We start from the raw sequence: 25,960 nt of genomic DNA, 5'->3' as shown, positions 1-25,960 counted from the left end.
AGTGATCAGCGGGCCCGATCCGAACGCGGGATTGCGGATTTGCGGGACTCTCCTACAGCGAAACGTCCGTCTCGATGTCCTCGGTGGCTTCCTCGAGTCCGTCGCGGCGTGCGTCCGCCGCCAGCCGAGAGGACAGATCCGCGTCCGTGAGCAGGTCGGCGAACCCGTCGCGGAAGCGATGGTTGACCCCTCGGGAGGCGAGGTCGGCCGCGACGACACGCCGGTAGTGGCGGACCGTCTCCGCGTCGGGGTCCGTATCCAGCGCGGCCGCCAGCGACTCGTCGATTTCGCCACCACTGTCGTCAGATGCCGCCAAGACGGCGCGCCGGAGCCGCTCGTACCGCACGGGAGCCTCCCGGTCGAACTCCGTAACGAGGTGGAGGTCCATCCGCGCGTGAAAGACGGTCTCCGCGTCGGCGTCCGCCGACAGCGAGTCCGCGAGGGCGGCGTCGGCCGCGTCGGACCACGACTCCGCGTCGGCGCCGGCCGCGTCGGGGTCGAAGAATCCGCGAACGATGCGGCGCAGATCGGCGGGCGAAAGCGACGACACGAACTCGTACCGGTCCCGCATCGCCGCGATCAGGTCCGCGAGTCGCTCGTCGACGGCGTCGTCGCGGTCGGCCGAAAGCGACCCCCGCGGCGTCGACTGCGACTCGGTCACGGTCTCCTCGCCGGTCGTTTCAACGAAGAGATCCCGGAGTTCGGCCGTCTTCTCGTCCATCGAGACGCGTTACGGGACACACACGTACAAAGATTGCCCTCGTAAACCGAAGTATTAATGCCGGTTTACGAGATGGGAGACAGTATGTCGACAGACACGCAGTCGGTCGAACTCGTCGGCGAGGACGTCGTCGGCAACGTCGCCCGCGCGGCGCTTTTCGCGGCGCTTACCGGCGCGTTCGCGTACGTATCGTTCCCGAATCCGATCTCGCCGGTACCGGTGAGTCTCCAGGTCCTCGGCGTGTTCCTCGGAGGCGTCTTCCTCGGCCCGGTCTGGGGTGGCGCCTCGATGGTGTTCTACCTCGCTGCCGGCGCAGCCGGGGCGCCGATCTTCGCCGGCGGCTCCGCCGGACTCGGACCGCTGCTCGGATACACCGCGGGCTATCTCTGGTCGTACCCGATCGCCGCGGCGGTGATCGGCGCTGTCGTCCACGGCTTCGACGGCATCGGCGACCTCGAGGCAGTCACGACCGCCCGGCTGGTCGCGGGAATGGTTGCGGGCACGGTCATCATCTACGCGCTCGGGACCGTCGGCTTCTCGCTCGTCCAGAACGTCGGCCTCGTCGAGGCCTTCTCCGTCAGCGCGGTCGCCTTCATTCCCTTCGAGGCGGTGAAGATCGCCGCGGCCGTGGGGATCGTTCGGAGCGACGCGGCCGCGGCGGCCTGATCCGATGAGAGCAAACACCCGGAACCGAACTCCCACGCGGCCGTGATCCGAACCGAGGGGCTCGTCCACCGCTACGGCGATGTCGTCGCCGTCGACGACGTCTCCATCACGATCTCTGACGGGGAGTGTGTGATCGTCGCGGGGGCGAACGGCTCCGGCAAGACGACGCTGGTCCGGCACTTCAACGGACTCCTGGAGCCGGACGAGGGCCGCGTGACGGTGAACGGCCGCGACGTCGCCGCGGACACCGTCGCCGCCCGGACAGCCGTCGGGATGGTGTTTCAGGAGCCCCGCGATCAACTCGTCGCCGCGACGATCGGCGCGGACGTCGCCTTCGGCCCGGAGAACCTCGGCCTCGACCGGCCGGAGATCGACCGGCGCGTCGAAACAGCGCTCTCGGCGGTGAATCTGTCGGGTCGCGAGGACGAGCGGGTTCACGAACTCTCCGGCGGCGAGCGCGAGCGGGTCGCGATCGCAGGTGCTCTGGCGATGGAACCGGACCACCTCGTCCTCGACGAGCCGTTCACCGGCCTCGATGCGCCCGCGCGGGAGTCGGTGCTGGATCGACTCCGTGCGCTCTCGGCGTCCGGCGCGGGGATCGTGATCGTCACCCACGATCTTCGGGACGTCCTGGATCTCGCAGACCGGGTGGTCGCGATGGCGGACGGTCGGGTCGTCGTCGACGACGCGCCGGCGGACGCAGTCGAGTCACTCCCCGAGTACGACGTCCGCGTGCCGGACCGGTGGCGACCGAGGCGCACCGAACCCGACGTGCGATGCTGAGCTACCATCCCGGCGACTCCTTCGCCCACCGGCTCGATCCGCGGACGAAACTGCTCGCACAGGCCGCGTTCGCTGTCGCGGCGTTCGCGCACACGACGCCCCGCGGGCTCGCGGTGCTCACGGTCGTGACCGGCGCGTTTCTCGCCGCTGGACGGCTCTCGCCGTGGCGTGCTCTCGTCGGGTATCTGCCGGCGCTCCCCTTTCTGGTCGCCGGTCCGCTGGTCTCGATCGTGGAGGTGCGCGCGTGGACCGTCGGGATCGACCCCGCCGCGGCTGTCGGGCCGGTGCTGGCGAGCTACCGGGTCCTGCTGATCCTTTTCGTCTCGGCGGTCTATCTCCACACCACGCCCGTGCGCGACTCGCGCGCGGCGATCCAGCGGCTCGTGCCCGGCCGCGCCGGGCGTCTCCTCGGCGTCGGCGTCGCGCTCGTGTTCCGATTTCTCCCGCTCCTGCGCGCGGATCTCGGACGCATCCGGGACGCGTCGGCGGCACGGCTGGGTCGGGAGCGACCCCTGCGGGAGCGGATGCAGATCGTCGCGTCGGCGGGGCTCCGCCGGGCGTTCGACCGCGCGGATCAGCTCGCGCTCGCGCTCCGGGCCCGGTGTTTCGCGTGGAACCCGACGCTCCCCGCGCTGCGGTTCGCGCGGCGGGACGTCGTCGGACTCTTCGTCGCCGTCGCCCTCGTCAGTGCGGTGCTGCTCTGAGCGACGGGCTCGAAATCGGCAGTCGTGTCGAAAGGTCGTCTCGGAGCCGTCTCAGTCGTGTCGGTACTCCTTCTCGAACCCGCGGAACTCCGTCCGGTGGGCCTCCTCGTCGGCCAGAAGCGTCACCGCGAGGTCCTCCGTCACCGGATCGTCAGCTTCCTCGGCGGCCTTGATGAGCGCGCGGTAGGTCTCGATGGCGCCCTCCTCGGCGTCGAGGACGCCCTCGATGACCGAGAGCACGTCCGTCGTGTCCTCCGGCGGCTGGAGGCTCGTCTGGGTCGCCTGGAACGCGGCCGAGCCCGGCGGGTGTTCGTCGAGCTGTTTGAGTCGGTTGCCGAGTTGCTCGGCGTGGGTGAGTTCCTCCTGGATGTCCTGCTGGAGCGACTCTTTGATCTCCTCGGCGCGGACGCCGTCGAGCACGATCGAGTTCGTCAGGTAGTTCATCACCGTCTCGATCTCGTCCTGGTAGGCCTTCTGGAGCAGCCGAATAACCTCGTCTGACATAACAGTCGTACTTCACTCGCCGGCGACAAGAGACTACCGACGGTTGGTGGTCCGAGTCACAGTCCGTCGTCGATTCGACCGCCTCATAGTATTACTCTCGTCTCTCTTCGTCGAACGCCGCCTACGGGGGTGGCACTCGGCGGGAAACTGAGAGTAATCAGTATCACCGCCGCGTTCCGTCGACGTCGATCGCATCGACCGGACAGATGTCGACACAGAGCATACAGTCGATACACTGGTCCTCGTACGTCGGCTCGACCTTCCGCTCGGACTCGGGGTGGTCGGGCGTATCAACCCACGTGAACACGTCGACCGGGCAGTTCTCCAGACAGGCGCCGTCGGCGACACAGAGGTCGTAATCGACCGCGACGTGCATCCCGTGGATCCCCAACTGCTCCGGCGGCTCGACCGGCCCCCAGACGTCGAGGCCGTTCTCCTCGCCGGCCCGCTCGCGGTTCTCGTCGAAGTTCGGATCGATTCCCATTGGATACCCGTACTCGTGTACAGAGGAAAACACCGTCGGAGTTGCGAACGGACCCGACGGACGACGGATTTGATCGACGGCGCCGCGGCTGCCGACAGATCCGACAGGCGACCTCGCTGTCGACCCGACGCTTAAGAGCCGCCGCGCGGACGAACGGATATGCGACACGTCAACGAAGCCGACGTGGAGTGGAGCGAGACCGAGCGCGAGGAGACACACTTCCGCCGGAAGCAACTGTCCAGCGCGGCCGGGGACAACGACCTCGGGACGAGTCTCTACGAACTCCCGCCGGGCGGCGCCTCCTGGCCGTATCACTTCCACACCGCCAACGCGGAGGCGGTCTACATCCTCCACGGCAGTGGCGTCCTGCGGACGCCCGACGGTGAGACGCGGGTCGAATCCGGCGACTTCTGTTCGTTTTCGCCCGATCCCGACGGCGCCCACCGACTGCACAACGACGGCGACGAGCCGCTCCGATACCTCGCGATGTCGACGATGCGCGACACCGACGTGACGGTCTACCCGGATTCCGACAAGATCGGCGTCTACGCGGGCGCTGCTCCGGGCGGCGACAAGGCCGAGCGCGTCGTCTCCGGGTACTACCGGCGCGAGGACGACGTCGACTACTGGGAGGGCGAGAAGTGATCGCGGGCGGCTACGCCGACGATTCGATCTGCGAGATGACGCGCTGTGCTATCGTCCGATCCTCCGGCGGCGCGTCGGACTCGACGCGCGTTCGGAGGATCTCCTGAAGATAGTCGAGTTCCGCGGTCTCGAATGGCTCGTCGGCCTCGATCGTCCGGAGCAGATCGATGGCGTCTGTGGGATCTTCGTCCGCGTCGACGAGTCGGTCGATTTCGGTGGCGACGGCGGCGTGGACGGCCCACGTCTCTTCGCGGGTCAGATCGAGTGATACCGGGGAGTTGTGCGGGGGAGCGGTCATACACGTGCCTCCGTGTGAAAGTATGATTGAGGGGGCACAAATATGTGGGGGGTGTTGGCATATATCACGCACGACGGCGACGGGGCGACTCCCTATCCGACGACCCGCTGTCGGACCTGGCGGACGTACGTGGTGAAGTTCTCGAAGAGGCGTTTGGCCTGGCAGGCCTCGGCGTAGTTCTCCTCCGTAATCCCCGCGAGCACCGATTCGATCCGCTCGTCGGGGAGGTCTTTCCCCTTCGTGATCGCGGTGGCGGTCTCTCTGTCGTACTCGGGGTGGAACTGGACGCCCCAGGCGTTGCCGCGGCGGAAGGCGTGGATCCCGTAGTCGTTCTCGGCGAGCAGGTCGGCCCCCGGTGGCAGTTCAGTCACCGCGTCGGAGTGGCTGGTGAAGACGGTGAAAGAGTCCGGGACTCCCGCGAACAGTTCGTCGTCTGCGGTCCGACGGACCTCGCGGTAGCCGAGTTCGTACTCGCCCATCCCCTCGACGTGGCCGCCAAGCGCCGACGCGAGCACCTGGTGGCCGTAGCAGACGCCGAGGATCGGCAGCCCGCGATCGTGTGCGTCGGCGACGTACTCGACGAGCGGGCGGATCCAGTCGCGGTCCCAGTAGACCGACGCGCGCGACCCGGTGACGACGACGCCGTCGAAGGCGAAGTCCGCCGGGCGCTCGTTTGCCGTGACGTCGAACTCCACGAGGTCGGCGTCGAGTTCCCGGCGGAAGTTCCGCGGCGTGTGCTCGTCGTCGTGGGAGGCGTTCAACAGTGCGAGCCGCAACCGATCCTGACCGCTACTCATCGATTGGCCCCACGCAGCGGGAGAAAAAGTGCCTTGCGCCCGGGGGCAGTCCTGCCGGACTCTCGGACGGAGCGCGACCGGAGCGACAGTCGACCGACAGAGCCCGACAGTGCGCGGAATCGGGCCGACCACCACAACGGCCTATACCCCGTCGAGAAAGGCGAGCAGTTCGTCGTTGACGCGCCGCGACGCCTCGACGTGGACGAGGTGGCCGGCGTCGTCGATGCGGCAGAACTCCCCCCGCGGCAGCCCCGCCGCGAGTTCCGCCCCCCGCGACGGCGGCCACACGGCGTCCTCGCCGCCGTGGATCACGAGCGCCGGCTCGGTCACTTCGTAGAGTCGGTCGGAAACGTCGAAGTCGGCGACGGCGTCGGCGTGGGCCGCCCAGGCCCCGCGGGTCGCGTCCTCCGCGGCGCGCCACTCGATCATCTGGTCGACGGCATCCGGATGCGCATCGACGAACTCCGACGAGAGGCCGGCGGCCAGCGACCGTTCGAGTGCCGCTTCGTCGTCCGGTGCGCCCCACAGCGGATCGAGGTGGAGGTCGGCGCCGCGCGCTGCCGTGCCGATGAGAACGAGGCTGCGCACGCGGGACGTAGTCAGCGCCGCCCGCAACCCGACCATCCCCCCGAGGCCCGCGCCGACGACGTGGGCCGAGCGGACGCCCGCATCGCGGAGCACCGCCACGAGATCAGCCACGAGGGTGTCGATCGTGTACGGGCCGGGCGGGGCGTCCGACCGGCCGGCGCCGCGGACGTCCATCACGAGGCTCTGGTAGGGACCCGAGACGGCGCCGTGCTGCCAGCCCCACTGCCACGCGCCGTAACCCACGTCGCCGACGAACGCGACCGTCTCGCCGTCGCCGGCGGTTTCGTAGTAGAGGTCGACGTCGCCGTTCGCAGTCGTGGGCATACCCGAAGTTGAGCGAACGGCGGCTTATGAGTCCCGGTCGCCGCGGCGGCTACTCAGCTCCGAATGAGGACGTTCCACCCGTCTTCGGTACCGTCGGATTCGACGACGGCGTCGAACAGCGTCTTGAGCAGTTCGACAGTCTGATCGTCTAACAGGTTCGGATCGAGGAAGAACTGCCCCCGTGCGTCCGCCGTCTGGAGCCGGGTCGTGAGGACGTGGAGAAACCGATAGAGGATCTGCGGGTCGGCGTACTGGAGTAGCACCGACAGCGAGTCGATGACTACGACCACGTCGCTCCACTCGGTCAGATACGGCGTGGCCTTGACGCCGATACCCGTCAGATTCGACGGTGCCGCGACGCTCTCGACTGCGACGTCGCGATCGCCTAAGTCCGCGTCCGCGAGGTCCGGCGTTGTCACGACCGCCGCCGAAGCAGGCTCGGTTCCGAGCACTTCACACCACTCGTCGTACCACGTTGCCGGCGATCGCGAAAAGCAAACGGCGAGCAACTGGGCGGACTCCGGGTCATCGATCAGGAGCCGTTTGATCTCCTCGTCGGCCGAGCGGGCCGACTGTGGCCGGAGAACCAGGACGGTACCGACACCTGCTGCCTCCGACACCGCCTCCTCTAACGAAGCCACAGTATTAGTTATCCAACACCTTCCGATAAGTCTTGTGCGATCTGCGGTCGATTGCCGATGGGAGACGGGTGGTAACTCTCGTCAGGCGCTTTCGGCTGCCCGGAGAATCTCCGGCGCCGCCTCGATCGCCTCGTCGAGGGCCTCGACGTTCGGTCCGCCGCCCTGTGCGAAGTCCGGCGGCCCGCCGCCGCCACCGCCGACCTTCGCCGCGAGGCGGCCGACCACCTCGCCGGCGTTGATGCCCACTCCGTCGGGGACGCCGACGACGAACTGGGCACTTTCGCCCGTCTCGGCGCCGAGGACCGCCACCTTGCCCTCGTCGACGAGCGCGTTCGCAGTCGCCCGAAGTTCGTCAGCGTCGCCGTCGAGCCGGCGGATCACCGCGGGCGTGCCGTCGATGTCGACCGTCTCCTCGTCCGCGGCGGCGCGTGCCTCCGCGAGTTCCGTCTTCAGCCGGTCGATCGTCTTCCCGCGCTCCTTCCACTCGGTGAAAAAGCGCTCGGCCGTCTCGGGGACGTCTTCGGGGGTCACATCGAGGATCTCGGCCGCGTCGTACAGCGCGTCTTCGGTGCGCTGTGTCGCCTCGATAGCGGCATCGCCGGCCGCGAAGACGATCCGCTCTATGCCGTCCTGAACGGGTTCCGTCGAGCGGATCTTGATCACCCCGATATCGCCGGTCCGGCTCACGTGGGTGCCGCCACAGGCCTGCACGTCGTCGCCGACGGTGATCGTCCGGATGTTCTGACCCGGCGGGATCCCGCCCTGGTACAGGTCGAAGCCGTGTTCCTTCTCGGCCTCGTGGCGGTCGGGCCAGTGCTGTTTGACGGTCAGATTCTCCCGCACGATCTCGTTTGCGACGGCCTCGATCCGCCGTACCTCCTCCCGGGAGATGCGCTCGTAGTGGGCGACGTCGAGGCGTGCTCTGTCCGTGCCCTTCTGGGCGCCGGCCTGTCGGACGTGCTCGCCGAGGACCTGCCGTGCGGCGTAGCCGATGATGTGTGTCGCCGTGTGGTGTCGCATCAGCCGGCGGCGCCGTTCGACGTCGAGTTGGCCGCGGACAAACTCGCCTTTGCCCGGGTTGCCGTCGGTCCGGTGGAGGACCACCCCGTCGCGGCTCTGGACGTCCGTCACCGCGACGGTCACGTCGTCGTTCGAGAGCGTCCCGTGGTCCGCGGGCTGACCGCCGCCCTCCGGGTAGAACATCGTCTGATCGAGGACGACGTCGTAGCCCTCCTCGCGCTCGATGACGTCGAGGACGACCGCCTCGAACTCCGTCCGCTCCTGGTCGTCGTAGTAGAGTTTCTCCGTCTCGGGCAGGTCGTCGATCCGCTCGCTCCGCTCGATGGCCTCGCGGGAGGCGCCCTCGCCCTCGTGTCTGTCGGCGACCAGCGAGTAGAAGTTGTCGGGGACGTCGACGGCCGCGCCGTGATCCTCGGCGATGTCCCGGACCATCTCTGGCTGGATGCCGTGGGAATCGTACAGTTCGATGAGCTCCTCGGTGGGGATCGACTCCCCGCGATCGGCGTACTCTGCGGCCAGGTTCTCGACCTTCCGGCGGCCCCGTTCGAGCGTCTCGCGGTACTTCCGCTCCTCGGTGCGGACGATGTCGCGGATCGTATCGCGGTTCTCGTAGTCGAGTCGCTCGGCCTGCATATCCACGAGTTCGTCCAGCGGGGCGTCGACGCCGACGTCGTCGACGAGGCGTTTGGTCCGCCGCAGCACCATCCGCGCGAGGTAGCCCGTCCCGACGTTCGAGGGGACGATCTCGTCGCCGAACATGTACGCGAGCGTTCGGCAGTGATCGGCGATGGCGTAGATCGTCTCCAGCGGCTCTAAGAGTTCGGTCAGTTCCTCGCTATCGACGCCGAGTTCGTCGGCGACCTCGACCCGCGCTTCCGTCAGGTCGTCGACCTCGTCGATGTCGAGATAGCCCGAGAGCTTCGCCGCGCGGTGGACGAGGTCTTCCTCCTCGTCGGACAGCGAGATCCCGGCGTTCTCCTTCAGGAACACGATCATATCCGGGTAGACCGCCTCGTAGACGGTCGGCGTCCCCTGCGAGACCCACGTCCAGCGTTCGAGGCCGTAGCCGGTGTCGACGACGTAGGTGTCCATCGGCGAGTACCGGTTGCCGTCCTTCATCTCGTAGTCGCCGTCGGGGTCCTGCTCCATCGACATGAAGACGAGCGTCGCCAGTTCGGCGCCGCGATAGAGCACCTCGAAGGCCGGGCCGGCGTTGCCGCCGCCGACCCACGGATCCTCGATGTAGGTGATCTCCGCCAGGTCCGCGCCCATGTGCTCGAAGAACTGATCGCAGAGCCGGACCGTCTCGTCCTTCCAGTAGACCTCCCCGGAGTAGGCGTACTTGTCGCCGGCCTCCTCGCGGGCGTTGAACGCGTGGTGGGCCATCATCTCGAAGGCCATCGTGTGCCGGCCGGTCTTGCCGACGTTGTCGATGTCCTGCATCCGGATGCAGGGCTGGGAGATGCACAGCGGGTTCGCCGGCGGCGGGGTCTGCCCACTCGTGACGAGCGGCTGGAAGTCGTACACCGATGCCTGTGTCAGCAGGACGTCGTCGCGCCAGCGGTTGGCCGCCACCGGGTACGGGTCGATGCGCTCGTGGCCGTTTTCCTCGAAGAAGGAGAGGAACTCCTCGCGCATCTCCGAGAGGGTGTACTCCTCGTCGAAGCCGGGGTTGTCGATGAAGGTGTAGTCGTCGGCGGGCGGCTCGCCGCAGGTCTCGCGGTCGGGGTCGCGCGTCCAGAAGTGGACGCCCGTCACCGGACACTGCTTCCGGTGGAACCCCTCCTCCTCGAAGTACTCGAGCCGATACTCCGCTTCGAGTTCACTCATTACCCGTCAGTTGACCAACGATCGGGTAAAACAGTTCCGGGAAGCGGAGGCGTGGCGGGCCCCTGGCGGGTGATTTCGGGATCGCCCGACTGAAACGGAGGTAGAAACCGCTACTCCTCGGCCGCCAGCGACGCCAAGAGCGCCTCCAGTTGCACTCGCTCGTTCGCGCCGGTCGTGATCCGGTAGTCGGCCTCGCCGATCCGCTCCATCAGCCGGATCGTCGTCCGCTCGTCGAGGTCGAAGTCCCACGCCGAGCGGTGTAGTTGATCGATGATGTCGCCGCCGGCCATCCCGGTGTCGACGAGCAACGACTCCAGTCGCGACCGTGCGGTCGCGAAATCGCCGTCGATAGCGGCCTCGACCATCGCCTCGATCTCCTCGGGCCGGGCCGTCGAGGTGATCAGGTAGACCGCCTCCTCGTCGACGACGTCGCCCGTCGTCGCCGCCGCCTGCAGGGAGTTGATCGCCCGGCGCATATCGCCGTCGGCAGCGTAGACGAGCGCGTCGAGGCCGTCCTCGGTCACCTCGATGCCCTCGGCGGCGGCGATGTCCTCGACCTGCCCGCGGATCGCGTCGTCGGAGAGCGGCGAGAAGCGGAAGACGGCACACCGCGACTGGATCGGGTCGATGATCTTCGAGGAGTAGTTACACGAGAGGATAAAGCGGGTGTTGTCGGAGAACTGCTCCATCGTCCGCCGGAGCGCAGATTGGGCGTCGTCGGTGTTGTGGGTCAAAACACCGTTTGCAAGCATAAAGTTGGGCGTCTTTTCCATACTGATATTGTACGCCTTCCCACGGTGACTGTACTCGATGCTGCGAATTCCCACTGTCTGGACGGGGTGACGTCCACCGTCGGAGACGAGCGCCGGCTCGAATTCGCTCCGCTCGTAATGTTCGTCGTGGGGGAGTTCCTCGTCACCGACGACGACGAACGTGTAGTCGTCGCCGTACGTCTCTAAGAACTCCCGGACTTTCTCAGTTTGTCCCCACAGTTCGGCGCTCCCCTTGACCTCGATGACGGTATCACCGACGAGGAAGTCGGGATGGAAGACCGAATCTGACAGTTCGAACTCGGGTTCGTACTCGTATTCGATATTGGCTTCTTGCAACGCAACCCCAACCTCGTACTCCCAATCGGAGCGAACCAGATGTCCGAGTTCTTCGCTGTGTCTGATGTTGCCTCCTGTCGGTTTGTGTCCTTTCAGCGCTTCTGAAACCTTCTGGGCGACCTCGGGGTCGCGCATCGGGTTGTTGTCTCCGGTAATGTCACAAACCGGGTAATCACAGTTTTCCACACTTTTTTCGATGAGTCTCTCCCTCTCGTCGTCGTCGAGGTTACTCCACCACTCGGACAACTTGCGACCGATCTGGCTCTTCACGGCCTCGGCATCAGCGTCAACAACCCACTCCTCCCACGAAGTCCCGGCCCGCATCTCACTAAGGTTCTCGCGGAACCGCTCAACCGTCTCCTTGTCCATCTCCCAGATGTGAACGCCGTGGAACTCTCCGCCGTAGTTCGGATTGTTTTCGCCCGCAAATCTCCCGTCTGAAAGCTTCTCCACGATCTTCTCGCGCCGCTCGTCCGACCATTCTGTCCCGTACATCGGGTTACCCTGGCCTTGCATCTCGCGGCTGTGTCCCTCGTCTTTACACCCGACGGAACAGAACCGACCCGTAGACCATTCGCCACAGACCTCACATCGTGACACGCCAACTTCCTCTTTGAAATCAGCTATCTCGTCACCGGGATTGAGTTCTCGAAGTTCCTTCTCGACGAGCCTTCCGTCTTCGACCACGAAGAACGGATGGCTCAGGCTGGCGAGGATCGTTCTCCCGTCTTCCAGTTCAACTTCGAAGAAATCCGCGACGCCGGAGTCGATGAGTCTCCCCTTGTCTGACTGTATCTCGTTCGTCTCGAAGTCGACGGAGGGCATCGGCTCACCCTCGTCCGCTACCTCCTCGATCGGTTTGATTTCCGGCGACGAAGGGTAGCCGGCGACGACCTCAGTTCCTGGTGGGACACACAACGAGTCGGCCTCATCAAGGAATATAATCGTGTGATCGTACCCCGGGCTGTAGGACTCCCGCGCGAAGTTCTTGATCCGGTCGCGGACGACGTCGATACCGCGCTCGTCGGAGGCGTTCAGTTCGAGGAAGTTTCCCTGCCAGTGGTCGCCGTAGATTTCGCGGGCGATAACCGTTGAGGCGGTGGTGTTGTGCATCACCGTGGGGACCTCCCCCGCGACGTAGTTCCGCGACGAGGGAACGGTGAGATCGTAGACCCGACGGGATTCCTCGATCGTTTCGGTCCCGGTCACCTCGTCGTAGTAGAGGTCCGAATCCGCAACTCGGGAGAGCGAATCGAGACGTTCGATCACGTCGAGCGAGAGCATCTCGGTGGCCAACGTCCGGACTCGCTGTGCGACGGTCTCGAACCTGACGAGCGATCCGAGCGCGTGGTCGTCGCGAGTCAGGAGTTCTCCCACGTCAGTACCGCGAATGTCAGTATTTTCCGCAATACGCTCGTAGGACACGCCGAGACTGTCGATACACGCGGACAGCTCTCGCTGAAGGTGGTCGAGATCCGGACGGCCGAGTTCCCCCGACATCGCCGACGTATCGTCGTCGCCTTCGAGTTCCGAGAGGAGCCCAGTCACTCGGGACGCGTACGGCGTGCGCCGACCGTCCGCGTACTCGAGTAACCGATCGCTTCGGACACCAGTCGAAGCGGAGAGTTCGCGTCGGGTTTCGATCGGCTCCAGCGTCTGTCGCGCATCCAGCCACTTGGCCGGGGTTCCGGTGGCGAGTTCGAGTTCGGCCGAGAGCTGTTCGACCCTCGAGAGAGTCTCCTGTGCCGTTTCGATGCGCTGGGTCGCTGCCCCAACGATCCGCGTGAGTTCCGACTGGTGGGCACTTCGTCCCGGATTATCCGGATTACGTGTGTCCGAAATGTACGATTGAATCGGGAGGTTCAGCGTTTCACACAGCCGCCGAGCGTCACGCTGTCGGGGAATCGTATCGTGATTTGGATTCGACTTCTTTTTTGCGTGTTTTTCGATGCGTTCCTGTTTGCGATCGATACTGAATCCGATCACGTCCGCGAACCGCCGAATCGCCGGAGATCCTGAGATACTCAGCACGTGATACTCACGTTCGATACCGGTGCCGTTCGTGGCGGCTTTCATCTCGGTTCCCCGACGGCTCGGGATTCCGAACGTGGAAAGAAGATACGAGAGTAGCGTGATGTGGTCGCCGTTCTTCTGTGTCAGTTCGATGATGCCTTTATCGGAAACGTACGCTTCGCCATCGAACATCGCTCGAACGAAGGCGGCGCGGGTCTCGTCGTCGCTCGCTGCGATCGCCGATCCGATTCCGGAGTCTCCGCTCGCACTCGCGAACACGTCGAACACGGCACTGAGCCAGTGTGTGAGGGTTTTCGAGCGAACAGCGACGTACGGGACTCCCTTCTGCGTTCCACGGTCGGGTTCGAGATCGAAAAGAGATCGTGCCGTCCGATCGAACGCATCGCAGAGGTTTCGGTCGGTGTTGTAGAATTTGACACGGCCGTTGTCGATGTGCGCTTCGGCGACCGCGAGACCAACGAACCGAGCCAGTTCCGGGGTCACCTGCCAGGGCGGCGTGATCGGACGTGAGGCCTTACCTCTTGCAGTGACGTACTGGATCGATCGGATCCCAGATCTGAGTGCGTCGGTCTCCACGTCCAGCGCACGGAGTTCCGCGGGGGAGATCGTTGTGTCTGAGAACCCGGCGTCGGCCGCAAACTCGGCCGTGACGTGGACGCGAATTCGTTCGTTGTCGACGTCACCGAGCCAGTCCAGGTCGCTATCGGCAGTACCTTCCGAGGACGGAGTCGGTGCCTGTCTCGGTCGTGCGATCCGATCGCCGTCGGTGACATCGTCTGCCGTCTTCCACGTGAGACCGTTTTTCGTCAGCACGAGGAGCTTGTGCTCGGGGGTGACCTCCATCGTGTTCCCGTCCCGCGTCTCGATGCGTCGGAGTTCTGTCGCCTCCTTCCCGAAGACGTGAGAGGGCTGGACGTACTCGAACTCGTTGGAATCGGTGAGTGAGAGGATCTTCAAATCAGACGCTGGTTCTCCGAAGCCCTCGATATCCCCCACGATCGAATCGATCCGTTCGATTCCGCGGTTTGTGAGGACCGGTGTCTCCCCCGTCACACACTTCCCGACGCCCGCCGGGCCCGCAAAGAGCAGGTGGGGGAGATCGTCGCGCTCGACGTACGACTGCAGGCGGTCGACGATCTCCTCCTGCCCGTAGATGTCCGCGAAGCTCTCGGGCCGGTACTTCTCGATCCAGATCTCGCGTCCCGCTTTCGCCTCGGCCGAGGCGTCGCCCTCGCTCATACGGGTGAGAGGGTCCCGGTGGCTCATAAACCACCCGCGTTTCGTCGGGCCCAGGGGGCGAGGTCACGAGTGGGACCCGGCCCGCCGACACCGTCTCCCCGAAACGAAACCGGCAAGCCCGACACGCCCGAAGGCGACGTATGCGCGTGACCGTCGAAGTCGTCGGCGAGGGCACCGAGGAGGTCGACGTCAGCGACGAAGACACCTACGCCGACGTCGTCCGCGCGGTCGGCTACTCGCCGCACGAGGTGTCGGTGATGGTCGACGGGACGCCCGTGCCGGAGGATCAGCCCGTCGAGGCCGTCCAAATCCGTATTCTCCGGCTCATCAAAGGCGGGGCGGACGAGGCACGCGGGGTTTAACCCGCTCTGTCGTCCTTCGCCGAACGTGAGCCACGAGGTCCGCGAAGCGAGCGCCGCCGACGCCGACGACGTCGTCCGACTACTCGACGCCGCGATGCTCGAATTCGACCGCGAGCGCGCGCGTCGTCGGGTCCGCGCGGGCGACGCACTGGTCGCTGTCGTCGAGGGGTTCGGCGGCGACACCGAAGACCAGTCGCCGCCGGACGATCGGATCGTCGGCGCCTCCATCCTCGCGAGCGGCGAGGACGCGGAGCAGCCACTGTGGCCTGCTGACGAGTGCAAGCCCGACGAGCCCCCGACCGAGATCGAACAGATTGCCGTTCATCAGTCCCGTCGGGGCCGGGGGATCGGGAAATCGCTCGTCGCCAGCGCGGCAAAACGAGCAGACGGCCCGCTCGTCGCGCGGTTCCGCGAGCAGGTCCGCCCGTTCTACGCGGCCCTCGGATTCGAGATCCGCGAGTGTGACACCCGCCTCTGCGGCATCCTCAGATGAGCGGCTCGACCAGGTCGCGGCCGGCGTCCAACAGTGCATCGACGCGCTCGCGGCTCGACGCCTCGGCGTAGACGCGCATCTTCGGCTCCGTGCCCGAGGGGCGGACCAGGAGCCAGGAGCCGTCCGAAAGGAGGAGTTTGAAGCCGTCGAGCGTCACCACGTCGGCGATGTCGCGGTCGGCGACCTGGTCGGGGAGGACGTCTTCGAGTTCGTCGATGACCCGCGCTTTCTCCGCGTCGGGACACGCGACGCTGATCTTGTCGGAGACGATGTCGCCGTGGGTGTCGAGGAGGCGGTCGACGCGGGCGTCCATCGGTTCCTCGGCCGTCGCAGCGGCGCCGAGCAGTCCCATCAGCACGCCGTCCTTCTCGCGGACGTGCCCGCGGATCGAGAAGCCGCCGGACTCCTCGCCGCCGACGAGGGCGTCGTGGTCGGCCATCGCGTCCGCGACCCACTTGAACCCGACCGGGGTCTCGAAGACCTCCTGATCGTGTGCCTCGGCGATCCGGTCGATCAGGAACGTCGTCGAGACCGTCCGGATCGCCGGGCCGGCGTCGGACTCGAGCAGGTAGTCGTAGAGCGCGGCGAAAAAGAGGTTCTCGTCGAGGTGGCCGCGCTCCGGCGTCACGAACGCGACGCGGTCGGCGTCACCGTCGTTTGCGACGCCCAGATCCGCGTCGTAGTCGTCGACTGCCGCGACGAGCGGTTCGAGGTTCTCGGCGCTCGGTTCGGGGGGTGTGCCGCCGAACTCGGGGTCGCGATCGTCGCGGACGTTGAGCACCTCCGCGCCCGCCGCCCGGAGGAGTTCGTCGGTGACGCCGCGCCCGGAGCCGTGCATCGCGTCGTGGACGACTGTCAGCCCCGAGAGGTCGGCGTCGACCAGTTCCCGGGCGCGTTCGGCGTGGGGCGTCACGAGGTCAACCCGTCTGACGGTCCCGCGCTCGGATTCAGGACGGCGCACCGGCTCGCGGAGCCGGTCGGCGACGGCCTCCGTCACCGCCGGAAGAGCCGGTGCGCCGTCGGCGGGGATGAACTTCACGCCGTTGTACTCGGGGGGATTGTGCGACGCCGTTATCATCAGCCCGCCGGAGAGCCCGCGCTCGACGATGGCGTACGAGACGAGCGGCGTCGGACAGTCCCGCCTGGGGAGGAGGACGTCGAAGCCGTTCCCCGTGAGCACGTCCGCCAGCGAATCGGCGAACCCCTCGGAACTCTGGCGGGCGTCGTAGCCGATCACGACGGGGTCCTCGTGGCCTTGGTCGGTGAGATAGTCGGCGACCGCCTGTCCCACGATCCGGACGCGGTCGTGAGTGAAGGTGTCCAGCGTCGCCCGCCAGCCGTCCGTGCCAAAGGAGATGGCGTCCATATCCGGACTGTTTCCGGCGTCGAACAAAAAGGTGCGGCGCACGAAGTCGTGGCATCGCTGGAGCGGTGATCCGCCGGCTCAGATTTATAACCGAAGCCGGGACCACAGCCCCCGTGACGTAACGTCAGCCCCGCGCCGGGACGCGATTGCCCGGCACGTCGGCGTGGGGAGCGGTCGTGCCGGCTGTTCGCTACAACTGTCCCGGGCTACCTGCGAGGGGAAGCGTCGGTCTTCGGAAACGGGGCGAATCCGGTCGCGCCGTCGGGCTTTTCGCTGTCCGCCCCCGAACGCGAACGATGGTCACCGTCGTCGCGGTCTCCGGCAGTCGGCGCGAGCAAAGTTCCACCAGGAAGGCTCTGCAGGTCGTTCTCTCGGCCGCCCGCCAAGAGGGCGCAGAAACGGAACTGATCGATCTCGGGACCGTCGATCTCCCGCTGTATCATCCCGACGTCGACGAGCAGGGCGACTCCCGGCGGCTGAAACACCAGGTCCGCGACGCAGAGGCGGTCGTGATCGGCTCGCCGGTCTACCACGGCTCGTACTCCTCGACCTTCCGCAACTTCCACGACTACTGCTCGAAAGACGAGTTCGTGGATACTGCGGTCGGTCTCGTCGCGACCGCCGGCGGCGGCTCCTACGGCCCGACGCTGGAACATCTTCGGAGTACCGTCCGAGGAGTCCACGGCCACACGGTCCCCGAACAGGTCGGAATCCGGGGCGCTTCCAGGAAGTTCGATGGCGACACGCTCACCGATAGGGACCTTCGTCAGCGCCTCGATGAACTGGCCGCGGCAGTCGTGGCTGAGGCGCGGCGGTTACATCCGAAGTCGTGAGAACCTCACTTGGGATATATATATTATCTCGACGATGTTTCGGGTGATGTCCCGCACACAAGAGCTCACAGACCTCAAGGAGTCGCTGGGCGATCTGATCGAAGAGGCGCCGGAACTCGAATCGTTCGTCGGGTTCGTCGAATCCGCAGAAGCAACCGAGACGATCGACAACAAGACGAAAGAGTTGATGTCGCTTTCAATTTCGGTGGTCGTCAGGTGTGATCACTGCATCCTCTGGCACACCGATGGCGCACTCGATGCCGGTGCGACGCACGAGGAGATCGTCGACGCGTTAAAGGTCGCCGTCGTGATGGGCGGTGGACCCGCGATGACCTACGCCGTCGAGGCCTACCGGACGCTCGAAGCACTCGAAGCGGAGCGAGCCGAGTAGTGTCGGTGTGTCGCCGGAGGGAGTCCCTCCTCAGTCGAGTCCGACCAACCGCTCCTTCTCGTGACGCGACAGTTCCTTGATATCGTACTCCCGGGACATCGCAGCCGACTTCGATGCGAACGACTCGATGTGAACCACCTCGACCGGCGTCCGGCCGCGGGTGTATTTCGCCCCCTCGCCGGCGTTGTGCTCGGCGACGCGGCGCTCGACGTCGGTCGTGTATCCGGTGTAGAGGGTGCCGTCTGCGCACGACAGGACGTAGACGTAGTGGCCGCTGTTCCCTCCGGAACCGCCCGATCCGTCCTGATCGACAATTGACTCGTCACCGTCAGTCGCGGTAGCCGCGCGCTCTGAATCGCGTTCGGTCATCGTACCGTTCACTCGACGTCGATCGTCTCGACGACTTCCGCCAGAGCCGCGCTGTCGGGTGAGGCGTGCTTCACCGACAGCGGCGAGACGCTGACCGCGGCGTCGACGAGCGCGCGACGGTCTGACCCGACCGGGTAGCGGCGGCGATGCTCCTCCGTCGGCGGAAACGGATTCTCCCAACCGACCACGCCGGGCCACGTCGCATCGTGCAGGCGGACGAGGCGCTCGTCGGAATCCAGGTCCCAGTCGGCGAAGTCGCCGGCCTCGTCGCTCCCGGGATCGACCTGTTCTATGTCCTGTTCGTAGTCGTGGTGCGGTTCGGTGAGGATGACCGGCGGCGACGACGCATCGACGGGCGCGTTGACGTTCAGCAGATCGACATCCTCGTAGACGCCGGCCTCCAGCGCGCGTTCGACGAGCCGTCTGGCGATCCGAGCCGGACGGGCGAAGTCGTACTCCTCGGGTGGCGAGAGAAAGAAGTCCGTCGAATGGTACGCCGAGATCGCGAGCGCAGGCGTGCCGAGAAACGCCGCCTCGATGCCCGCGCCGACGGTTCCGGAGCGTCCGACCACATAGTTGCCGGCGTTCGGTCCGTTGTTGACGCCGGAGACGACGACGTCGAAGTCGGGGTCGAGCCCCCGGAGACCGTAGGCCACACAGTCGGCCGGCGTCCCGGTGAGAGCGTAGCCCCACGGGTGCTCGCGGATGACAGTCGTGTGATTCCGGGTCCGGCCAACCCCGCTTCTGTCGCCGTCGGGCGCGACGACGGTGACGTCGCCGAAGGCGGTGAGTTCGGTCCGGAGCCCGGCGAGCCCCGGCGCGTCGATACCGTCGTCGTTGGTCAGGAGGATCTCGGGACCCATCGATGGAAGGTTCGCCGAGAGACAGGTATCCCTTCCGATCCGGCGCGACACGCAGTGCTTCGACGTGAGAGGGGTACTGTGGGACGGCAAGCCGAGACGGAGCTGGAGCTATCCTGGTAGCGACGCCGGGCGGGTTACCCCGCCCGAGCTGAGAAAGCGGAACACGGCTTCGCGTGGTGGTCTGCGTCCGCTTCAGTGGTCACGCTGTGCGGGTGCGCCGCCGTGCGACCTCCGCGATCCCCGCGTTCGCCGAACAGTTTGGACAGGCGAGCAATCGCCCGTTCTGGTCGGCAAACACGCGCGCGAAGCGATCGGAGACGTGTGACCCGCAATGGTCACAGGTTGGCATATATGTGTGTCCGGCAGCCACCAGATGCCGGTACCTCTGATACGGGCGCGGCACTTATATGGGTTCCCGCGCACGCGCGCGAGACCCCCGAACGTCCAGAAATAGCCGCCAGACCAGTCCGTTTGTTTGCAATTGTCGCACACGGCCGAAGATCCTCGTTCAGTCGCCGCGTCGGGCTTCGTCGACCGCGCGAGCGACGAGTCCCGCCTGAGCCCCGGCGACGAATCCGGCGTCGATATTGACGACTGACAACACCGTACAGGACTGGAGCATCCCGGACAGCGCCGCAGCGCCGTCGCCGCCGTGTCCGTACCCCGTCGAGACCGGGATCCCGATCACCGGCGTGTCGACGAGGCCGGCCACGACGGTCGGGAGCGCACCCTCGCGGCCGGCGGCGACGACGAGAACGTCGGCCGCCCGCAACTGGTCGAGGTGATCGATGACCCGACCGAGGTGGGCGACCCCGACGTCTTCGAGCCGCTCGACAGTCGCACCCATCACTTCGAGCACGGCCGCAGCCTCGCCCGCGACTGCCGCGTCCGCTGTCCCGCCGGTCACGATCGCGACCGTCGCATCCAGCGTCGGCGGGTCGGAGGCGGGCGTCCGCGCCACGAGCGTCCGCGCACGCTCGTCGTGGGTCAGTTCGACCGACGCGTCAATCTCCTCGGCGACGGCCGCGACGTCGTCCTCGGAGACGCGGGTGAGAAGCGCCAGCCCGGTCGCCTCCAGGGCGGCCGCCGCGAGCGCTGCGACCTCCGCTGGCGTCTTTCCGGCCGCGAGGATCGCCTCTGGAACGCCCCGTCTGCGCTCGCGAGCCGCGTCGAATCGGCCCGCATCGGTCGTCACGTACCCGGCGAGCCGGCGCTCGGCCGCAGCGGGGGAGAGATCGCCCGCTGCGACGGCTTCGAGCACTTCACGCATAGCAAGCCTTCCGCGGCCGAGCGTCACGTACCTGTCGCTTCGTCGCAGACGAAGTTTTCGCAGCCGAGTATGGGGGGGGGATTGCCCGATGTGCGACGTCACAGCGACGGAGCGTCGGAAATAGAGCGGCAGGGGGTATTACGGATCCCGGTATATAAATCATTCCCATAGGAAACCCTGTAGACGACACGCAGGGGCGGAGACGCCGCCGTTTTGGAAAATATTTTTATATAGGGCCGGTATAGGGAGTATTGTATGGCAGACCTTATTGTGAAAGCGGCCGTCAAAGAAGCGCTCGACGACAAGAACGTAGCCTCCGACTTCTACGGTGCACTCGACGAGGAAGTCACCGAACTTCTCGAAGACGCTGCCCGTCGCGCGGAACAGAACGACCGAAAGACGGTGCAGCCCCGCGACCTGTAACTCGGGACGATCCGATCCGTTTTTTTGCGGTAGCGACGCCGACCAGCCGTCAGTCCCGCCTTCGAACCGTGACGCCGACCAGCCGTCAGTCCCGCCTTCGAACCGTGACGCCGACCAGCCGTCAGTCCCGCCTTCGAACCGTGACGCCGTCGTCAGTGCCGACGTAGACCGTCTCGGCGAGATTGACAAACAGGCCGTGTTCGACGACGCCCGGTATCGGAGACAGTGCCCTTGCCAGCGCTTCGGGATCGTCGATCGGTCCGAAGTCACAGTCGAGGACGAGGTTCCCGTTGTCGGTGACGACCGGTCCGTCCTTGCCCTCGCCGCGACGGAGTGTCGCCGTTCCCCCGAGTTCGTCGACATCCCGCTCGACGGCCGCGTACGCGTCGGGCAACACCTCCACCGGGACGGGTCGCTGGAGCGTCGTGACGGGTTTCGAGGGATCGGCGACGACGACGAACTGCGCTGCAGCCGCAGCGATCACTTTCTCGCGGGCGTGTGCCGCCCCACCACCCTTGATGACTTGCAGATCGTCGTCCACCTGATCTGCGCCGTCGATCGCGAGGTCGACGCCGTCGACGTCAGCCAGGGAACGGAGCGGGATTCCGGCCTCCCGGGCAAGTGCACGAGAATCGAACGACGTCGGGATGCCGCGGACGTCGAGCCCCGCGTCGACGCGTCGCCCGATCTCGCGGATCGCGTACGCAGCGGTGCTGCCGGTGCCGAGCCCGACGACGTCGCCGTCGCCGACGAGTTCGGCGGCGCGTTCACCCGCGCGTCGCTTCTGGTCGTCGGTGCCGCCGGTGGTCTTCATATGCGTCGTCTCGACGAGCGCCGGCACAAAACTTCCGCTCCCGGTCGCCCGTTTCGGATCCCTATCGGGGTTCGCCGCCGATTCGGACCGATTACAGCGTTCGATACTGTGTCGCCGGCACGCGGATCGATTACAGCCGTTCCAGCACGGCGTCGGCGTCGTAGGCGAGCGACAGCGACCGCGAGCGGCCGCGGCCCTCGATCTCCGCGTAATCCGCGTCGACGATGCCCAGACGGTCGAGTTTGTTGACGATCTCGGAGTAGCGGGTGTAGCCTAAGCCCGTCTCCTCGTGGAACGCCTCGTACACGTCGCCGGCCTGGTCGCCGTCGTGTTCGGCCACGACGCGGACGAGTTCACACTCGCGGTCCGAGAGGCCGCGAAGGCTCCGCGAGAGGTGGACGTACTTCGATTTCTCGTAGGCGGCCTCGACGTCCTCGACGGAGACGGTACGACTTGCGCGCATCTCGGCGTGGAGCCCCGCACGACGCAGCAGATCGATCCCGACGCGCAGGTCGCCGCTTTCGGCGGTGAGTTCGGCCACGCGATCGAGTTCCTGGGTGCCCACGACCCCGTCGTGGAAGCCGCGACGGACGCGCTCTCGCAGGATGTCGACGATCTCGTCGACGTCGTAGACCGGGAAGTACACCTCCTCCGGCCGGAAGACGCTCTGCACGCGGCCGTCGAGTTCCTCGATGACGTCGAGCGTGAGGTCCGACGAGACCACGATGACGCCGATGCGCGCCCCCGAATGCGCCTCGTGCGCCCGGAGCAGCGAGTAGAGGGCGTCGGAGGCCTCGTTCTCGTAGAACAGGTAGTTCACGTCGTCGAGGGCGACCGCGAGCACCTCCTCTTCCTCGACGAGGCGGTCGGTGATCTGCCCGAACAGCTTCTTGAACGAGATCCCCGAAGAGGGCGGTTCGTACTCGAAGATGTGCTCGAAGATCCGCGAGAAGACGGCGTAACGCGTGGAGTCGACCTGGCAGTTGACCCGGACGGTCCGGACGCCGGTCTGGGCGCCGAGTTCGCCGAAGAGCTTCTGGACCGCCGTGGTCTTGCCCGTTCCGGGCGGCCCGCGGACCATCGTGTTCAGGGGTCGCGAGCCGCGGACCGCCGGCCGGAGGGCGTACTTCAGGCTCTCCAGTTGGGTCTCGCGGTGCTCGAACGTCTCGGGGACGTAGTCGATCTCGAAGACGTGTTCGTCGCGGAAGACGGTCTCGTCCCACGACAGCATCCCCTCGTCGGGGTCGTCCCTCATCGATTCAAACACGGCAAGGCGCCCACTTAACCGTTCCCCAGCGGGGGGTCGGCACGGCGCAGCCCCAGTCACTCGGTGACGAGCCGATAGGTCCGGAGAGCGGCGAACAGCCCGATTCCGAGCCCGGCGGCACCGACGACGAGAGCGCCGGACGGCGCCGGTCCGCGAAGGGACTGGCCGACGCCGCCGACCGCGATCGAGAGGCCGATCGCCGAAAGCGCCAGATAAAACAGGATCAACGTCGCCGTCCCGACCACATCCCAGATCGCATCGCGGGTCGCGCGGTAGATCAGGTCGTACGTGGCGTCGTCGACGCCGTCGTCGAACGGTTCGTCCGAGTCGGCTCTCGCGGAGGGGCGGGAGGGATCACCGGAGACCATACCGAGCGATCGAAGCGCAGCGCAAAAAAGCCACGAGGTGGGCAGCTATTCTGGAGAGTCTCCCGATCGCACGGACACGAGCCGTCGCAAACCGACTGTTCCGGCGGCAGCGGCAACGCCGACGAAAGCGAGTGCAACGATGGCGTAGTGATACCGAAATGCGGCCTGCAGCGTCGCTTGCCCGAGCGTGAAACCGCCGAACAGAGCCGTCGCAAGCGGTTCTCCCAGGACCGGGACGGAGAGCAGCAGTTCGAGTCCGAACTGCCCAAGGAAAAACGAGAGCTGCGTCCACGGCAGCAACACCCCGGTGTAGGCGTACAACGCTACGAACGGGAGCGAGAGGGCGCCACCCACGGCGTACAGCGGTCTCTCTGCGAATCCGAGGAGGAAGCCGAGGAACGGCACGCCGAACGCGCCGATCGCCAGCAGGAGTCGAAGCAACTCCGCTCGCGACGTCGTCGGCGCCGCGGCGAGTACGACGACGTCGACGACCGAGAGGACGGCGACCAGACCGATCAGCGCCACCTTCAGCGTCCGATGTGGAGGGTTCGATCGACTCATAGCGGGACCACAGCGAAACAAGCCAAGCGAGACGTCTATGTTTTCGGGTCCCCGCCGCGGCCTTGCGGAAGGGCAGTCTCCCCTCGAAAGAGCCGTGCGGGATCAGCCACCGGTCGGATGCGGAGGGCCGACGGCCGCTCAAAACTTCTCCAGAAGCCGGTCGTAGAAGCCCGATTCGTCCCCGTCGGCCAGTTTTTCGACGATGAGCTCCGGCGTCGACCGCGCGAGGTGATTCTTCACCGGCGAGCGGTTCACCACGAGTTCGCCGTCTTCCAGGCCCAGCGCCTCGATGCCGTCGACCGCGACGTCGAAGCCGGCGGCCTCGCGGATCTCCCCCGCCAGGTGCGAGACGAAGACGGCCGTCGCCGCCTGGTCGTCGAGGGCCTCTAAGATGCCGGCGACGATCTTCGCCGACGCGCCGGGTTCGGTGATGCTCTCCAGTTCGTCGACCAAGACGAGTCGGTTCGCCGCCCCGTCGGTCAGTTCGCGGAAGTCCCGGAGCGTGCTCTCGAAGGCCCCGGCGTCGAGGGTGCCCTGGGTCTTCGCGTAGTAGTGCAACTCCGAGAAGCGTTCGAGTGCGACGCGCTCGGCGGGGACCGGCAGGCCCATCTGGGCGAGGACGACCACGAGCGCGACGAGATCCAGCGTCGACGTCTTCCCGCCTGAGTTGACACCCGAGAGGAGCGTCACCCCCGAGACGCCGTAGTCGACCGGCTCGACATCCGAAAAGGGGACATCCAGGAGCGGCGAGCGACCGTCCTCGATCGTGAACCCGGCGTCGCCCACGGCGATCGCGGACGCGGTCGCCGAGGCATCGTTCGCCTCCAGGTCCGCACCCGCGTCCGCCTCCAGCCCGTCGACGAATACCGGCAGCACACAGTCGAAATCCTCAGCAAATCGCGCGACGGCGAGTTCGACGTCCAGTTCGAGCGCGTCGCGCACGAGCGTCTCGACCGGCTCCCGCAGCGCCGAGAGGTCGGCCGCGAGTTCGCGCTTCAGGCGGGCCGCCCGGCGGTCGCGAGCGGCCTTCAGCTCCGTTCGGAGCCGCGAGACCACCGACTCCTCGTGTTCGACCGGAAACGTGGGGTCGTTGGGGAACGCCCGCTCGGCGAAATCCGCTTCTTCCGGCCGGAGATCGAGGGCGTCGATGAGCTGCTCGCGGGCCGCAGCGACGGCGTCGTCGTACTCGTCGTCTAGTTCCCGGCCGAGCAACGAGTCGACGCGGGCGCCCTGCTCGACCAGGGAGAGGAAGTCGGTCCCTTCGATCGTCACGTCGCGCTCGCGGATCGCCTCGCGAAGCCGGTCGTTGGCGACGGACTCGGCAGTGGCGACCGCCGCGTCGAGGTCGTCGACAGCGGTGACGAGCCGGTCGAGTTCCGCGTCGCCGACGACGGTACCGTCCGCAGCCAGCCGATCGAGCGCGCCGCGTAGCACGTCGAGGTCACACGGCGGGTCGAGATCGGCCGCTTCGTGAACGCTCGCGGCCGCGAGGATCCGCGAGCGGTTCTCGGCGAAGAAGGCCAGCACTCGTTCGGGGACGATCTCGTCCGGTTCCGCCATCGCGTCTGGGCGGACCCGGACGTCGCCGTCGACGTCGACGCCCGCGAACTGCTCGTCGAGGGCGATCACCGTCGCGTAGGAGCGGGCGAGTTCGGCGAGATCGCGGGTGTCGTCGACGACCTCCACGGAGAGTTCCGGGAACGCCTCCTCGGCCGCGGCGAAGCGCTCGGCGTCGGCGGTGGCGAGACAGCGGTCGCGGACCCGCCGCGTGGGCGGCGGCGCGAGCGGTTCCAGCCCGTCGAGCGCCTCGATGACTGCCGGTTCGGGATCTCGCCGTGTCGCGCGCTCGACGAACTCCCGCACCTCGGCGATCCGGGAGGCCGAGTGCGTCGGGTAGAACGTCGCCACGCGCTTTGCCCCGTAGTCGGTGACGGTCCGGTCGCGGAGGAGGTCCAGCACGTCCTCGTAGATGTCACGCGCCCGATCGGTCGCCAGAAAGCCGCCGCCGTCGTCGTGTCGCCGCCGGATCGCACCGCGGGCGACGGCGGCCGCGCGCCCCTCCGAGAGCCCCGGGGCGCGAGCCAGGGTGGCGACGTCGCCCTCGCTGAGCGCCCGTTCCGGGTCTTCGAGTTCCGACAGCGCCGCCGCCGTCTTCGTGCCGACGCCCGGGATCGCCTCGAACTCCATTCGAGA

Annotated in this window: 28 protein-coding genes; 9 read left to right on the top strand and 19 right to left on the bottom strand. The window is 66.6% G+C overall.

Translation table 11 applies throughout. The features are described from left to right. Window positions 1-52: 52 nt before the first annotated feature. Window positions 53-721 carry a conditioned medium-induced protein 4 gene (locus RJT48_RS01280; RefSeq protein ID WP_311170419.1) on the bottom strand — a complete coding sequence of 223 codons (669 nt, stop codon included), beginning with the start codon at window positions 719-721 and terminating at the stop codon, window positions 53-55. Window positions 722-805: 84 nt separating this feature from the next. Between RJT48_RS01280 and RJT48_RS01275 the strand changes: the two genes are divergently transcribed. The 3 genes from RJT48_RS01275 to RJT48_RS01265 are packed head-to-tail and all read left to right on the top strand — an operon-like array spanning window position 806 to window position 2,874. Further along, complete coding sequence (locus RJT48_RS01275; protein WP_311170418.1) at window positions 806-1,387, top strand: biotin transporter BioY; 582 nt, start codon at window positions 806-808, stop codon at window positions 1,385-1,387. Between the two features lie 42 nt (window positions 1,388-1,429). Further along, window positions 1,430-2,170, top strand: a complete 741-nt coding sequence (locus tag RJT48_RS01270; protein WP_311170417.1) for an energy-coupling factor ABC transporter ATP-binding protein — start codon at window positions 1,430-1,432, stop codon at window positions 2,168-2,170. Beyond that, on the top strand, window positions 2,164-2,874 hold the full coding sequence (locus tag RJT48_RS01265; protein WP_311170416.1) for an energy-coupling factor transporter transmembrane component T family protein: 711 nt from the start codon (window positions 2,164-2,166) through the stop codon (window positions 2,872-2,874). Before RJT48_RS01270 ends, RJT48_RS01265 begins: the two co-directional genes overlap by 7 nt. A 51-nt stretch (window positions 2,875-2,925) precedes the next feature. Here the strand turns inward: RJT48_RS01265 and RJT48_RS01260 are convergent, their stop codons facing one another. Together RJT48_RS01260 and RJT48_RS01255 are read right to left on the bottom strand one after the other, a co-directional pair. Beyond that, window positions 2,926-3,378 (bottom strand): ferritin-like domain-containing protein, encoded by a 453-nt coding sequence (locus RJT48_RS01260; RefSeq protein ID WP_311170415.1) that lies wholly within the window; start codon window positions 3,376-3,378, stop codon window positions 2,926-2,928. Between the two features lie 163 nt (window positions 3,379-3,541). Continuing rightward, window positions 3,542-3,862 carry a 4Fe-4S dicluster domain-containing protein gene (locus RJT48_RS01255; RefSeq protein ID WP_311170414.1) on the bottom strand — a complete coding sequence of 107 codons (321 nt, stop codon included), beginning with the start codon at window positions 3,860-3,862 and terminating at the stop codon, window positions 3,542-3,544. Window positions 3,863-4,021: 159 nt separating this feature from the next. On the opposite strand from RJT48_RS01255, the gene RJT48_RS01250 reads away from it, so the two are divergent. After that, complete coding sequence (locus RJT48_RS01250; RefSeq protein ID WP_311170413.1) at window positions 4,022-4,507, top strand: cupin domain-containing protein; 486 nt, start codon at window positions 4,022-4,024, stop codon at window positions 4,505-4,507. A gap of 10 nt (window positions 4,508-4,517) precedes the next feature. On the opposite strand, the gene RJT48_RS01245 is transcribed toward RJT48_RS01250, so the two are convergent. The 6 genes from RJT48_RS01245 to RJT48_RS01220 all read right to left on the bottom strand — a co-directional run bounded on the left by RJT48_RS01245 (window position 4,518) and on the right by RJT48_RS01220 (window position 14,387). After that, entirely contained in the window at window positions 4,518-4,805 is a 288-nt protein-coding gene (locus RJT48_RS01245) for a DUF7853 family protein (protein WP_311170412.1), read from the bottom strand. A 92-nt stretch (window positions 4,806-4,897) separates the two neighbouring features. After that, on the bottom strand, window positions 4,898-5,602 hold the full coding sequence (locus tag RJT48_RS01240) for a type 1 glutamine amidotransferase (protein WP_311170411.1): 705 nt from the start codon (window positions 5,600-5,602) through the stop codon (window positions 4,898-4,900). Between the two features lie 141 nt (window positions 5,603-5,743). Continuing rightward, the gene (locus RJT48_RS01235) at window positions 5,744-6,514 is read right to left on the bottom strand and encodes an alpha/beta fold hydrolase (protein ID WP_311170410.1); all 771 of its coding nucleotides are present in this window, start codon (window positions 6,512-6,514) and stop codon (window positions 5,744-5,746) included. A 53-nt stretch (window positions 6,515-6,567) separates the two neighbouring features. Next, the gene (locus RJT48_RS01230; RefSeq protein WP_311170409.1) at window positions 6,568-7,155 is read right to left on the bottom strand and encodes a DUF7504 family protein; all 588 of its coding nucleotides are present in this window, start codon (window positions 7,153-7,155) and stop codon (window positions 6,568-6,570) included. 81 nt (window positions 7,156-7,236) lie between these two features. Further along, a complete protein-coding gene (alaS, locus tag RJT48_RS01225; protein ID WP_311170408.1) occupies window positions 7,237-10,005 on the bottom strand; it encodes an alanine--tRNA ligase in 2,769 nt (922 codons plus the stop codon). Between the two features lie 110 nt (window positions 10,006-10,115). Continuing rightward, window positions 10,116-14,387 (bottom strand): LAGLIDADG family homing endonuclease, encoded by a 4,272-nt coding sequence (locus RJT48_RS01220; protein WP_311170407.1) that lies wholly within the window; start codon window positions 14,385-14,387, stop codon window positions 10,116-10,118. A gap of 140 nt (window positions 14,388-14,527) precedes the next feature. Between RJT48_RS01220 and samp2 the strand changes: the two genes are divergently transcribed. After that, window positions 14,528-14,749 carry a ubiquitin-like small modifier protein SAMP2 gene (gene samp2 / locus RJT48_RS01215; RefSeq protein ID WP_311170406.1) on the top strand — a complete coding sequence of 74 codons (222 nt, stop codon included), beginning with the start codon at window positions 14,528-14,530 and terminating at the stop codon, window positions 14,747-14,749. A 25-nt stretch (window positions 14,750-14,774) separates the two neighbouring features. After that, window positions 14,775-15,242, top strand: coding sequence for a GNAT family N-acetyltransferase (locus RJT48_RS01210; RefSeq protein ID WP_311170405.1), 468 nt, complete (start codon window positions 14,775-14,777; stop codon window positions 15,240-15,242). Here RJT48_RS01210 and RJT48_RS01205 read toward each other — a convergent pair. Next, window positions 15,235-16,608: a phosphoglucomutase/phosphomannomutase family protein gene (locus RJT48_RS01205; RefSeq protein ID WP_311170404.1), complete on the bottom strand. Its 1,374-nt coding sequence runs from the start codon at window positions 16,606-16,608 to the stop codon at window positions 15,235-15,237. The two genes, RJT48_RS01210 and RJT48_RS01205, sit on opposite strands and share 8 nt — an antisense overlap. Before the next feature lie 296 nt (window positions 16,609-16,904). On the opposite strand from RJT48_RS01205, the gene RJT48_RS01200 reads away from it, so the two are divergent. Beyond that, window positions 16,905-17,441 (top strand): NADPH-dependent FMN reductase, encoded by a 537-nt coding sequence (locus RJT48_RS01200; protein WP_311170403.1) that lies wholly within the window; start codon window positions 16,905-16,907, stop codon window positions 17,439-17,441. Between the two features lie 46 nt (window positions 17,442-17,487). Further along, window positions 17,488-17,832, top strand: a complete 345-nt coding sequence (locus tag RJT48_RS01195; RefSeq protein ID WP_311170402.1) for a carboxymuconolactone decarboxylase family protein — start codon at window positions 17,488-17,490, stop codon at window positions 17,830-17,832. A gap of 30 nt (window positions 17,833-17,862) precedes the next feature. Here RJT48_RS01195 and RJT48_RS01190 read toward each other — a convergent pair whose 3' ends face one another. From RJT48_RS01190 to larB, 4 genes are all read right to left on the bottom strand, one after another. Continuing rightward, window positions 17,863-18,147 carry a GIY-YIG nuclease family protein gene (locus RJT48_RS01190; RefSeq protein ID WP_311170833.1) on the bottom strand — a complete coding sequence of 95 codons (285 nt, stop codon included), beginning with the start codon at window positions 18,145-18,147 and terminating at the stop codon, window positions 17,863-17,865. Between the two features lie 62 nt (window positions 18,148-18,209). Continuing rightward, entirely contained in the window at window positions 18,210-19,064 is an 855-nt protein-coding gene (gene surE, locus RJT48_RS01185; RefSeq protein WP_311170401.1) for a 5'/3'-nucleotidase SurE, read from the bottom strand. Window positions 19,065-19,263: 199 nt separating this feature from the next. After that, the gene (locus RJT48_RS20720) at window positions 19,264-19,413 is read right to left on the bottom strand and encodes a DUF7563 family protein (RefSeq protein ID WP_425604687.1); all 150 of its coding nucleotides are present in this window, start codon (window positions 19,411-19,413) and stop codon (window positions 19,264-19,266) included. 159 nt (window positions 19,414-19,572) lie between these two features. After that, window positions 19,573-20,334: a nickel pincer cofactor biosynthesis protein LarB gene (gene larB, locus RJT48_RS01180; protein WP_311170400.1), complete on the bottom strand. Its 762-nt coding sequence runs from the start codon at window positions 20,332-20,334 to the stop codon at window positions 19,573-19,575. Between the two features lie 255 nt (window positions 20,335-20,589). Here larB and RJT48_RS01175 point away from each other — a divergent pair, with 255 nt between their 5' ends. Beyond that, window positions 20,590-20,757 carry a DUF1931 domain-containing protein gene (locus tag RJT48_RS01175; protein WP_311170399.1) on the top strand — a complete coding sequence of 56 codons (168 nt, stop codon included), beginning with the start codon at window positions 20,590-20,592 and terminating at the stop codon, window positions 20,755-20,757. A gap of 121 nt (window positions 20,758-20,878) precedes the next feature. Here the strand turns inward: RJT48_RS01175 and rpiA are convergent, their stop codons facing one another. From rpiA to RJT48_RS01150, 5 genes are all read right to left on the bottom strand, one after another. Continuing rightward, the gene (rpiA, locus tag RJT48_RS01170) at window positions 20,879-21,571 is read right to left on the bottom strand and encodes a ribose-5-phosphate isomerase RpiA (protein WP_311170398.1); all 693 of its coding nucleotides are present in this window, start codon (window positions 21,569-21,571) and stop codon (window positions 20,879-20,881) included. A 130-nt stretch (window positions 21,572-21,701) separates the two neighbouring features. After that, window positions 21,702-22,826 (bottom strand): ORC1-type DNA replication protein, encoded by a 1,125-nt coding sequence (locus tag RJT48_RS01165; protein ID WP_311170397.1) that lies wholly within the window; start codon window positions 22,824-22,826, stop codon window positions 21,702-21,704. A 68-nt stretch (window positions 22,827-22,894) separates the two neighbouring features. Further along, window positions 22,895-23,206: a hypothetical protein gene (locus RJT48_RS01160; RefSeq protein ID WP_311170396.1), complete on the bottom strand. Its 312-nt coding sequence runs from the start codon at window positions 23,204-23,206 to the stop codon at window positions 22,895-22,897. A gap of 45 nt (window positions 23,207-23,251) precedes the next feature. Beyond that, window positions 23,252-23,767, bottom strand: a complete 516-nt coding sequence (locus RJT48_RS01155; protein WP_311170395.1) for a cytochrome b N-terminal domain-containing protein — start codon at window positions 23,765-23,767, stop codon at window positions 23,252-23,254. 138 nt (window positions 23,768-23,905) lie between these two features. Further along, complete coding sequence (locus tag RJT48_RS01150) at window positions 23,906-25,954, bottom strand: MutS-related protein (protein ID WP_311170394.1); 2,049 nt, start codon at window positions 25,952-25,954, stop codon at window positions 23,906-23,908. Window positions 25,955-25,960: the final 6 nt, after the last annotated feature.

The organism is Halobellus ordinarius (genome assembly GCF_031823395.1).
GTDB classification, from domain to species: Archaea; Halobacteriota; Halobacteria; order Halobacteriales; family Haloferacaceae; genus Haloquadratum; species Haloquadratum ordinarius.
This window is presented reverse-complemented; position numbering and strand designations above follow the sequence as displayed.

What these genes read in the sequence shown, in the direction of transcription:
- RJT48_RS01280 (WP_311170419.1), bottom strand. Translation starts at nt 721, where the DNA reads ATGGACGAGAAGACGGCCGAACTCCGGGATCTCTTCGTTGAAACGACC.
- RJT48_RS01275 (WP_311170418.1), top strand. Translation starts at nt 806, where the DNA reads ATGTCGACAGACACGCAGTCGGTCGAACTCGTCGGCGAGGACGTCGTC.
- RJT48_RS01265 (WP_311170416.1), top strand. Translation starts at nt 2,164, where the DNA reads ATGCTGAGCTACCATCCCGGCGACTCCTTCGCCCACCGGCTCGATCCG.
- RJT48_RS01260 (WP_311170415.1), bottom strand. Translation starts at nt 3,378, where the DNA reads ATGTCAGACGAGGTTATTCGGCTGCTCCAGAAGGCCTACCAGGACGAG.
- RJT48_RS01255 (WP_311170414.1), bottom strand. Translation starts at nt 3,862, where the DNA reads ATGGGAATCGATCCGAACTTCGACGAGAACCGCGAGCGGGCCGGCGAG.
- RJT48_RS01250 (WP_311170413.1), top strand. Translation starts at nt 4,022, where the DNA reads ATGCGACACGTCAACGAAGCCGACGTGGAGTGGAGCGAGACCGAGCGC.
- RJT48_RS01245 (WP_311170412.1), bottom strand. Translation starts at nt 4,805, where the DNA reads ATGACCGCTCCCCCGCACAACTCCCCGGTATCACTCGATCTGACCCGC.
- RJT48_RS01240 (WP_311170411.1), bottom strand. Translation starts at nt 5,602, where the DNA reads ATGAGTAGCGGTCAGGATCGGTTGCGGCTCGCACTGTTGAACGCCTCC.
- RJT48_RS01235 (WP_311170410.1), bottom strand. Translation starts at nt 6,514, where the DNA reads ATGCCCACGACTGCGAACGGCGACGTCGACCTCTACTACGAAACCGCC.
- alaS (WP_311170408.1), bottom strand. Translation starts at nt 10,005, where the DNA reads ATGAGTGAACTCGAAGCGGAGTATCGGCTCGAGTACTTCGAGGAGGAG.
- RJT48_RS01220 (WP_311170407.1), bottom strand. Translation starts at nt 14,387, where the DNA reads ATGAGCGAGGGCGACGCCTCGGCCGAGGCGAAAGCGGGACGCGAGATC.
- samp2 (WP_311170406.1), top strand. Translation starts at nt 14,528, where the DNA reads ATGCGCGTGACCGTCGAAGTCGTCGGCGAGGGCACCGAGGAGGTCGAC.
- RJT48_RS01205 (WP_311170404.1), bottom strand. Translation starts at nt 16,608, where the DNA reads ATGGACGCCATCTCCTTTGGCACGGACGGCTGGCGGGCGACGCTGGAC.
- RJT48_RS01200 (WP_311170403.1), top strand. Translation starts at nt 16,905, where the DNA reads ATGGTCACCGTCGTCGCGGTCTCCGGCAGTCGGCGCGAGCAAAGTTCC.
- RJT48_RS01195 (WP_311170402.1), top strand. Translation starts at nt 17,488, where the DNA reads ATGTCCCGCACACAAGAGCTCACAGACCTCAAGGAGTCGCTGGGCGAT.
- surE (WP_311170401.1), bottom strand. Translation starts at nt 19,064, where the DNA reads ATGGGTCCCGAGATCCTCCTGACCAACGACGACGGTATCGACGCGCCG.
- RJT48_RS20720 (WP_425604687.1), bottom strand. Translation starts at nt 19,413, where the DNA reads ATGCCAACCTGTGACCATTGCGGGTCACACGTCTCCGATCGCTTCGCG.
- larB (WP_311170400.1), bottom strand. Translation starts at nt 20,334, where the DNA reads ATGCGTGAAGTGCTCGAAGCCGTCGCAGCGGGCGATCTCTCCCCCGCT.
- RJT48_RS01175 (WP_311170399.1), top strand. Translation starts at nt 20,590, where the DNA reads ATGGCAGACCTTATTGTGAAAGCGGCCGTCAAAGAAGCGCTCGACGAC.
- rpiA (WP_311170398.1), bottom strand. Translation starts at nt 21,571, where the DNA reads ATGAAGACCACCGGCGGCACCGACGACCAGAAGCGACGCGCGGGTGAA.
- RJT48_RS01165 (WP_311170397.1), bottom strand. Translation starts at nt 22,826, where the DNA reads ATGAGGGACGACCCCGACGAGGGGATGCTGTCGTGGGACGAGACCGTC.
- RJT48_RS01160 (WP_311170396.1), bottom strand. Translation starts at nt 23,206, where the DNA reads ATGGTCTCCGGTGATCCCTCCCGCCCCTCCGCGAGAGCCGACTCGGAC.
- RJT48_RS01155 (WP_311170395.1), bottom strand. Translation starts at nt 23,767, where the DNA reads ATGAGTCGATCGAACCCTCCACATCGGACGCTGAAGGTGGCGCTGATC.
- RJT48_RS01150 (WP_311170394.1), bottom strand. Translation starts at nt 25,954, where the DNA reads ATGGAGTTCGAGGCGATCCCGGGCGTCGGCACGAAGACGGCGGCGGCG.